A 7,494-nucleotide genomic window follows, 5' to 3' on the forward strand; every position below is an offset into this window, starting at 1 on the left:
AAACACAAGTCTTTTGACTTGTGTTTTTTTATTTCCCATGAAATAGGCTCGGTTCTGTTAGTAAAAAAGACGAAATATGGTAAGGGATTTTTTGAGCAGAAATAGTAAGAAATTGATAAATAAATGGATAATCTTCAGAGCCATAGCTCCCAAGTAAATCATACCACCAATCTGTTTCGTATCTAGAAATCATACTTAAATTGTAGAGCAATAAATAATGAACAAGAAGTTCAGGTAATACTGGTTTAGGATTTCTCGGGTCAATTGGAATTGGTAAGTAATAAGTATCAGCAAGATATTCGTAGTATAAAGGCGTACTATATATAGGGTTCCACGACTGGATAGGAGCTGTAAAAAGCAGATTCGATCCGCTCGTTTTCCCAGGAACATGTTGTATGGATAAATGCTTACAAGTTGATTCAATGTAACGTGAAAATCTTTCTGTAGTCATATGGAGTCGATCTAGTATGTTGACCGAAAAGGAAAGTTCATTTGTATTTGTTGAATCGATTTTATATAAAGTGGCCCCCCTTTGACTATAGCGAAATAAATTTTGTAATTCGGGAATATTTCCCATTAGATCTAGCATGTTAAACTTCTCTGCTTCTAAGTGTTTCATGTGAAACAGCTGTTCTGCAATCTGGGTAAATAATCCATTTTTTTGCACCTTCACCTCATCTTCTAAAAATTGATACCCCTGTTTTTTTCGTTTACGAGTCGTAACACCATGAGCTAAAACAGTAGTGGATTCTGGATAGTTAGGATCAATAGTTAGTAAGCAGGCTTTAAAAAGTTGGCTCATTCCATAAAACAATAACATTGGCTGAATCGAAAAGGGGGCTACCTTATATAATTCATAATAGTTTTTCCCGTGTTCTAAGTAATAAATAAAGGGATAACAATTTTCGAAACTTTTTTTTTCAGCATCTTGTATGGAGGATTTTTCATAGCAACGGGCAAGATAACGTTGTACATTTTGAGATGAAAAGAAGAAACTTAATTGCTGCCAAGTACAATGTGTTTGATGCATATATTACGCTCCTTTTATTGTCTAAAAATTCTAACATATATATACGTCCTTGACAGTATTTTAACCAATTGATAAGCTACTAATAATAATTTCTGGTATCATGGGGGGAACAATTATGTGGGAATCTAAATTTGTTAAAGAAGGTTTGACTTTTGATGACGTATTACTTGTACCAGCAAAGTCAGATGTACTACCAAGAGAAGTAAGTGTTAAAACAGTTTTATCTGAAAGCTTACAGTTAAATATCCCGTTAATTAGTGCAGGAATGGATACAGTAACAGAAGCTGATATGGCTATTGCAATGGCTCGTCAAGGCGGTTTAGGAATTATTCATAAAAACATGTCTATTGAACAACAAGCGGAGCAAGTTGATAAAGTAAAACGTTCTGAAAGTGGCGTTATTTCAGATCCTTTCTTTTTAACTCCAGAACATCAAGTGTATGATGCAGAGCATCTTATGGGAAAATACCGTATCTCAGGTGTACCGGTTGTAAATAATTTAGACGAGCGAAAATTAGTTGGTATTATTACAAACCGTGATATGCGTTTTATCCAAGACTACTCAATCAAAATTTCCGACGTAATGACAAAAGAAAAGCTAATTACAGCTCCAGTTGGTACAACGCTGGAAGAAGCTGAAAAGATCCTACAAAAGTACAAGATTGAAAAACTCCCTCTCGTTGATAACAACGGTGTATTACAAGGGCTTATTACAATAAAAGATATTGAAAAAGTAATTGAATTCCCAAATTCTGCGAAGGATAAGCAAGGACGCTTATTAGTTGGAGCAGCGGTTGGTGTAACGGCTGATGCTATGCTTCGTATCGACGCATTAGTAAAAGCTAGCGTAGATGCAATCGTACTTGATACAGCTCATGGACATTCTCAAGGTGTTATTGATAAAGTGAAAGAAGTTCGTGCGAAATATCCATCACTAAATATTATCGCTGGAAATGTTGCTACTGCTGAAGCAACGAAAGCATTAATTGAAGCAGGTGCAAACGTAGTTAAAGTTGGTATTGGACCAGGCTCTATTTGTACGACACGCGTTGTAGCTGGCGTGGGTGTACCACAATTAACAGCAGTTTATGATTGTGCAACAGAAGCTCGTAAACACGGTATTCCAGTTATTGCTGATGGTGGTGTTAAGTACTCTGGTGACATGGTAAAAGCTTTAGCAGCAGGAGCACACGTTGTTATGCTAGGTAGTATGTTTGCTGGTGTTGCTGAAAGCCCTGGAGAAACTGAAATTTATCAAGGTCGTCAATTTAAAGTATATCGTGGTATGGGTTCTGTCGGAGCGATGGAAAAAGGAAGTAAAGACCGTTACTTCCAAGAAGGAAATAAAAAACTTGTTCCAGAAGGTATTGAAGGTCGAGTACCATATAAAGGACCTTTAGCCGATACAGTTCATCAATTAGTTGGTGGATTACGTGCCGGTATGGGATATTGCGGAGCTCAGAATTTAGAATTCTTACGTGAGAATGCACAATTCATTCGTATGTCAGGTGCTGGTTTACGTGAAAGTCACCCTCATCACGTACAAATTACAAAAGAGGCTCCAAACTACTCATTGTAATGTCTTATATACAAATAGACGGAGATTTGATATCTCTGTCTATTTTTTTTTGATTATGTTAGAATAACGGTTATGTGAGTACATAGATATTGGGGGTAGCAAAAGTGAAAGGTATGTTTTGCAAAAGATTCATTGCTTTAGTAACAATGCTTACACTAGCTTGTAGTATGTTGTTACCATATAGCAATGCATCAGCAGAAACAGGAGCTGCTTTAAACATTGAAGCAGGTGCAGCAATTTTAGTTGAAGCGAATTCTGGGAAAATTTTATATCAAAAGAATGCAGATGAATTATTATCAATTGCTAGTATGACAAAGATGATGAGTGAATATTTAGTTCATGAAGCAGTGGATAAAGGAAAACTTAAGTGGGATCAAAAAATTAAGGTTTCTGAATATGCGTATAAAGTTTCACAAGATGCTTCTTTATCAAATGTTGCATTAGAAAAAGGTGGCATTTATACAGTAAAAGAGTTATATGAAGCAATGGCAATCTTTTCTGCAAATGGTGCAACAATTGCATTAGCAGAAGCAATTGCAGGTAAAGAAGTAGACTTCGTAAAAATGATGAATGATAAATCGAAAGAACTAGGGTTGAAAAATTATAAATTTGTCAATTCTACAGGTTTAACGAATAAAGATTTAAAGGGAATGCATCCTGAAGGAACAACAGCGGATGAAGAAAATAAAATGTCTGCAAAGGATGTTGTAACTTTAGCACAACATTTAATTAAAGATTATCCAAAAGTGTTAGATACAGCAAAAATCCCGAAAAAAGAATTCCGTCCAGAAAAAGAGAAGTTTGCAATGTCGAACTGGAACTGGATGTTAAAGGGCTTAGTGAAAGAATATGATGGCGTAGATGGCCTGAAAACAGGCTCGACTCCAGAAGCAGGGGATTGCTTCACTGGTACGGTTGAAAGAAACGGAATGCGTTTTATTTCTGTAGTTATTAAAACAAGTTCTCATACAGCACGTTTTGATGAAACAAAGAAGCTATATGATTATGGATTTGCTAACTTTGAAATGAAGCAAATGTATAAAAAAGATTCTTCAGTAAAAGGACAAGAAACAGTACGAGTAGAAAATGCTAAAGATAAAGATGTAGCAGTTCAAACAAAACAAGCTGTTTCACTTCCGGTGCCAAAAGGAAGTAAAGATGTTTATAAAACAGAATTAAAAGAAGCAAATAAGGGACAAGAAGCACCTATTAAAAAGGGAGCTGCACTTGGCCAAATGGTAATCACACCAAAAGATGCGAATGATCCTGGATTTTTATCTGGTAAGTCATTACAAATAGATCTTGTAACAACGTCTGCAGTAGAGGAAGCGAATTGGTTTACTCGCTCTATGCGCGGAATTGGTTCTTTCTTTAGTGGTATATGGAATAGTGCTGTTGATACAGTAAAAGGTTGGTTTTAAAAGCTCCTCATTGTAGGGGCTTTTTCTTATTCCTATTTTTCATACCGACTTTATGAAAAAGTAGTAGACAAGCATCTGATAGTTAGTGGTAGAATGTAAGAGTATTCTTAATTTTCGCCTTTAACGGGGAAAAGCAATTCACCTAGGGGGGTTTTTGTAACATGACAAATGTAACAGGGACAGAACGTGTAAAACGTGGAATGGCAGAAATGCAAAAAGGCGGCGTTATTATGGACGTAATTAACGCTGAACAAGCAAAAATTGCAGAAGAGGCAGGCGCAGTTGCTGTTATGGCACTAGAGCGTGTACCAGCAGATATTCGTGCAGCAGGTGGCGTTTCTCGTATGGCAGACCCAACAATCGTTGAAGAAGTTATGGGCGCTGTTTCAATTCCGGTTATGGCAAAATGCCGTATCGGTCATCTTGTAGAAGCACGTGTATTAGAATCATTAGGGGTAGACTATATCGATGAGAGTGAAGTATTAACTCCTGCTGATGAAGTATACCATTTAAATAAACGTGATTACACAGTTCCGTTTGTATGTGGTTGCCGTGATATCGGAGAAGCTGCACGTCGTATTGCAGAAGGTGCATCTATGCTTCGTACAAAAGGTGAACCAGGAACAGGAAACATTGTAGAGGCAGTGCGTCATATGCGCCAAGTCAATGCAGAAATCCGTCAAGTTGCAAGTCTACGTGAAGATGAGTTAATGACATATGCAAAAAATACTGGTGCTCCTTATGAAGTATTACTTGAAATTAAACGCCTTGGTCGTTTGCCAGTTGTAAACTTCGCAGCAGGTGGTGTAGCAACACCAGCAGATGCAGCGTTAATGATGCAACTTGGTGCAGATGGTGTATTTGTTGGATCTGGTATCTTCAAATCAGAGAATCCAGAGAAATTTGCACGCGCAATCGTTGAAGCGACGACACATTATGAGGATTACGAACTAATTGCAAGCCTTTCTAAAGGATTAGGTAATGCGATGAAAGGTATCGAAATTTCAACGTTATTACCAGAACAACGTATGCAAGAGCGTGGATGGTAATTGAAGGAGAACTTTAAAATGGTGAAAATCGGTGTACTAGGTCTTCAAGGTGCAGTTCGTGAGCATATAAAATCAGTTGAAGCAAGTGGTGCAGAAGCTGTTGTTGTAAAGCGTATAGAGCAACTTGAAGAGATTGATGGTCTTATTTTACCAGGCGGTGAAAGTACAACAATGCGCCGTCTTATTGATAAGTATGCTTTCATGGAACCACTTCGTACATTCGCGAAGTCTGGTAAACCAATGTTTGGTACATGTGCAGGTATGATTCTTCTTGCAAAAACACTTATTGGCTATGAAGAAGCACATATTGGTGCTATGGATATTACAGTAGAGCGCAATGCGTTCGGACGCCAAAAAGATAGCTTTGAAGCCGCACTGTCAATTAAAGGTGTAGGAGAAGAATTTATTGGTGTATTTATTCGTGCTCCGTATGTTGTAAATGTAGCTGATGATGTTGAAGTACTTTCCACACATGGTGATCGAATGGTAGCAGTAAAACAAAATCAGTTTTTAGCTGCTTCATTCCATCCAGAATTAACGGATGATCATCGTGTGACAGCATACTTTGTAGAAATGGTAAAAGAAGCGAAAATGAAAAAAGTTGTATAAGTAACTTGCAACTTGTATAAGATTATAGTAAATTGATGGTAACAATTTTATAAAATAAGCGTGTTGATAGGAAGTAGTAACAAATGCCGTTTCTTATAGAGAGTCGATGGTTGGTGGAAATCGATAGAAACAGTTTGTGAATCCATCCTGGAATGGAATGTGGAATATCTTTATGATTAGTAAACATTCCCGGTGAAGAGCCGTTATTTCTACTTGAGAGGAAAGCGGTAATGCTTTCAACTAGGGTGGCAACGCGGGTTAACTCCCGTCCCTTTATATAGGGACGGGAGTTTTTTGTGTTTTATAAAATAAAAGGAGGAGTATATAATGCTTGATATTAAATTTTTACGTACAAATTTTGAAGAAGTAAAAGCAAAGTTACAGCATAGAGGCGAAGATTTAACTGATTTTGGTCGTTTTGAAGAGCTGGATACGAGAAGAAGAGAATTACTTGTTCAAACAGAGGAATTAAAAAGTAAACGTAACGAAGTATCTCAACAAATCTCTGTATTGAAGCGTGAAAAGAAAGATGCAGAAGCTCTAATTCTAGAAATGCGTGAAGTTGGAGAAAAAGTAAAAGATCTTGATAATGAACTTCGTACAGTTGAAGAAGATTTAGAAAGATTAATGTTATCTATTCCAAATATACCTCATGAATCTGCTCCAATTGGTGAAACAGAGGATGATAATGTAGTAGCACGTAATTGGGGAGAAGTGAAAGAATTTGCTTTTGAACCAAAACCACATTGGGATCTTGCTACAGATTTAGGAATTTTAGATTTCGAGCGTGCTGGGAAGGTAACAGGAAGCCGCTTCGTATTCTATAAAGGTGCTGGCGCGAGATTAGAGCGTGCTTTAATTAGCTTTATGCTTGATCTTCATACTGACGAGCATGGATACGAAGAAGTATTACCTCCGTATATGGTAAACCGTGCAAGTATGACAGGAACAGGACAACTTCCGAAATTTGAAGAAGATGCATTCCGTATTGAAAGTGAAGATTACTTCTTAATTCCAACAGCTGAAGTACCTGTAACGAACATGCACCGTGATGAAATCTTAAATAAAGAGCAACTGCCTATACGATATGCTGCATTTAGCTCTTGTTTCCGTTCTGAAGCGGGTTCAGCTGGCCGTGATACACGTGGCTTAATTCGTCAGCATCAGTTCAATAAAGTAGAGCTTGTAAAGTTCGTAAAACCAGAAGATTCTTATGAAGAGTTAGAAAAACTAACAAATGATGCAGAACGCGTGTTACAATTATTAGAGTTGCCATATCGCGTTATGAGCATGTGCACAGGCGATTTAGGATTTACAGCAGCGAAGAAATACGATATCGAAGTATGGATTCCAAGCTATGGCACATATCGTGAGATTTCTTCTTGTAGTAATTTTGAGGCTTTCCAAGCGAGACGTGCAAATATCCGTTTCCGTCGTGAGCCAAACGGCAAACCAGAACATGTTCATACATTAAATGGATCTGGTCTTGCAATTGGACGTACGGTGGCAGCTATTTTAGAGAACTACCAACAAGAAGATGGTACAATTATAATTCCAGAAGTTCTTCGCCCTTATATGGGAGGAAAAACAGTTATTAAGTAAATTTATAAACATTCATCGGTATGAGTGATTGGTAATTATGAGCGTTGTCAGTACTATAATGTAGGAGAGGAAAAGTAAAATTTTCCTTTCCTCATAATTTATTTTAGTAGGGTTGACTAACTGTTTTTCTTTTGATATTATATTTGATGTCAATATGGAGGTATACCCAAGTCTGGCTGAAGGGATCGGTCTTGAAAACCGACA

6 protein-coding genes and 1 other annotated feature are annotated in these 7,494 nt (G+C 37.3%); of the genes, 5 read left to right on the plus strand and 1 reads right to left on the minus strand.

Annotated features, from left to right (window positions below; translation table 11 throughout):
• Nucleotides 1-28 precede the first annotated feature (28 nt).
• Nucleotides 29-1,030 (minus strand): YaaC family protein, encoded by a 1,002-nt coding sequence (locus GFJ36_RS00005; protein WP_157349410.1) that lies wholly within the window; start codon nucleotides 1,028-1,030, stop codon nucleotides 29-31.
• Nucleotides 1,031-1,145: 115 nt separating this feature from the next.
• Here GFJ36_RS00005 and guaB point away from each other — a divergent pair, with 115 nt between their 5' ends.
• The 5 genes from guaB (at nucleotide 1,146) to serS (ending at nucleotide 7,290) form a co-directional block, all read left to right on the plus strand.
• Nucleotides 1,146-2,609 (plus strand): IMP dehydrogenase, encoded by a 1,464-nt coding sequence (guaB, locus tag GFJ36_RS00010; protein ID WP_000264076.1) that lies wholly within the window; start codon nucleotides 1,146-1,148, stop codon nucleotides 2,607-2,609.
• Nucleotides 2,610-2,722: 113 nt separating this feature from the next.
• Nucleotides 2,723-4,030, plus strand: coding sequence for a D-alanyl-D-alanine carboxypeptidase DacA (dacA, locus tag GFJ36_RS00015; RefSeq protein WP_142334599.1), 1,308 nt, complete (start codon nucleotides 2,723-2,725; stop codon nucleotides 4,028-4,030).
• Nucleotides 4,031-4,191: 161 nt separating this feature from the next.
• Nucleotides 4,192-5,079: a pyridoxal 5'-phosphate synthase lyase subunit PdxS gene (gene pdxS, locus GFJ36_RS00020; RefSeq protein ID WP_000186157.1), complete on the plus strand. Its 888-nt coding sequence runs from the start codon at nucleotides 4,192-4,194 to the stop codon at nucleotides 5,077-5,079.
• An 18-nt stretch (nucleotides 5,080-5,097) separates the two neighbouring features.
• Nucleotides 5,098-5,688 carry a pyridoxal 5'-phosphate synthase glutaminase subunit PdxT gene (gene pdxT, locus GFJ36_RS00025; RefSeq protein ID WP_000238772.1) on the plus strand — a complete coding sequence of 197 codons (591 nt, stop codon included), beginning with the start codon at nucleotides 5,098-5,100 and terminating at the stop codon, nucleotides 5,686-5,688.
• Between the two features lie 54 nt (nucleotides 5,689-5,742).
• Nucleotides 5,743-5,964: a binding site (T-box leader), on the plus strand.
• Between the two features lie 51 nt (nucleotides 5,965-6,015).
• Entirely contained in the window at nucleotides 6,016-7,290 is a 1,275-nt protein-coding gene (serS, locus tag GFJ36_RS00030) for a serine--tRNA ligase (protein WP_048543009.1), read from the plus strand.
• Nucleotides 7,291-7,494: the final 204 nt, after the last annotated feature.

The organism is Bacillus sp. EE-W1 (genome assembly GCF_009760835.1).
Taxonomy (GTDB): Bacteria; Bacillota; Bacilli; order Bacillales; family Bacillaceae_G; genus Bacillus_A; species Bacillus_A wiedmannii.

What these genes read in the sequence shown, in the direction of transcription:
- GFJ36_RS00005 (WP_157349410.1), bottom strand. Translation starts at nt 1,030, where the DNA reads ATGCATCAAACACATTGTACTTGGCAGCAATTAAGTTTCTTCTTTTCA.
- guaB (WP_000264076.1), top strand. Translation starts at nt 1,146, where the DNA reads ATGTGGGAATCTAAATTTGTTAAAGAAGGTTTGACTTTTGATGACGTA.
- dacA (WP_142334599.1), top strand. Translation starts at nt 2,723, where the DNA reads ATGTTTTGCAAAAGATTCATTGCTTTAGTAACAATGCTTACACTAGCT.
- pdxS (WP_000186157.1), top strand. Translation starts at nt 4,192, where the DNA reads ATGACAAATGTAACAGGGACAGAACGTGTAAAACGTGGAATGGCAGAA.
- pdxT (WP_000238772.1), top strand. Translation starts at nt 5,098, where the DNA reads ATGGTGAAAATCGGTGTACTAGGTCTTCAAGGTGCAGTTCGTGAGCAT.
- serS (WP_048543009.1), top strand. Translation starts at nt 6,016, where the DNA reads ATGCTTGATATTAAATTTTTACGTACAAATTTTGAAGAAGTAAAAGCA.